Source organism: Bartonella vinsonii subsp. berkhoffii ATCC 51672 (assembly GCF_902825225.1).
Classification (GTDB): Bacteria; Pseudomonadota; Alphaproteobacteria; order Rhizobiales; family Rhizobiaceae; genus Bartonella; species Bartonella berkhoffii.
Genome location: NZ_CADEAK010000105.1, coordinates 1 through 564, shown reverse-complemented (window position 1 = coordinate 564; position 564 = coordinate 1). Strand labels below are relative to the sequence as shown.

1 protein-coding gene is annotated in these 564 nt (G+C 36.0%); it reads left to right on the top strand.

What is annotated here, in order from left to right:
- The first annotated feature begins 142 nt into the window (after positions 1-142).
- Positions 143-532, top strand: a complete 390-nt coding sequence (locus J7R10_RS08470; RefSeq protein ID WP_246787422.1) for a hypothetical protein — start codon at positions 143-145, stop codon at positions 530-532.
- Positions 533-564: the final 32 nt, after the last annotated feature.

Sequence of the window (564 nt, the reverse complement as noted above, 5' to 3'; positions counted from 1 at the left end):
ACGCTCTCAACGCTTTCTTTTGTTAAAGGTTCCACTGTTTGCATGAAACCGTGTGAACAAAATGAAATGACGAAGCTTCAATATGAAGAAAAGAATGAACAGCAACAGCACCATTCACACTCTTAAAGAAGAAAGATCAGAGATGATAGATGTTCCACAGATCTCCATAAGCAAAGTCCAGTTGATTGATCTTGTTAATAAGATTGGACAGGAAGACATATATTATGGTGTCCGTTCGCCTCAAGATGCATGTCTTGAAACAAGCATGAAGGCCACATCAACAGGTTTTATTGTTTGTATGCTACATAGTATCTTTGCGCGTGATGATAGAAATTATTTTCCATTATTTCCATACGATGATTTTAAACAATGGTTTTCATCTGTCTTTACGCAAGCTTTTACTGCTTGGTTTGATAATCATTTTTCTCAAGAGTTATCATCTTTTAACTTTATATTTAGAACGTGGATTACAGCACCTGACTCGTTCTTTGTGCATAAACTAAGACGTGTCCATTTATTCTGGAGTTACTAAATTTGATTCCCTTGCATATATGGAAAGTGGCG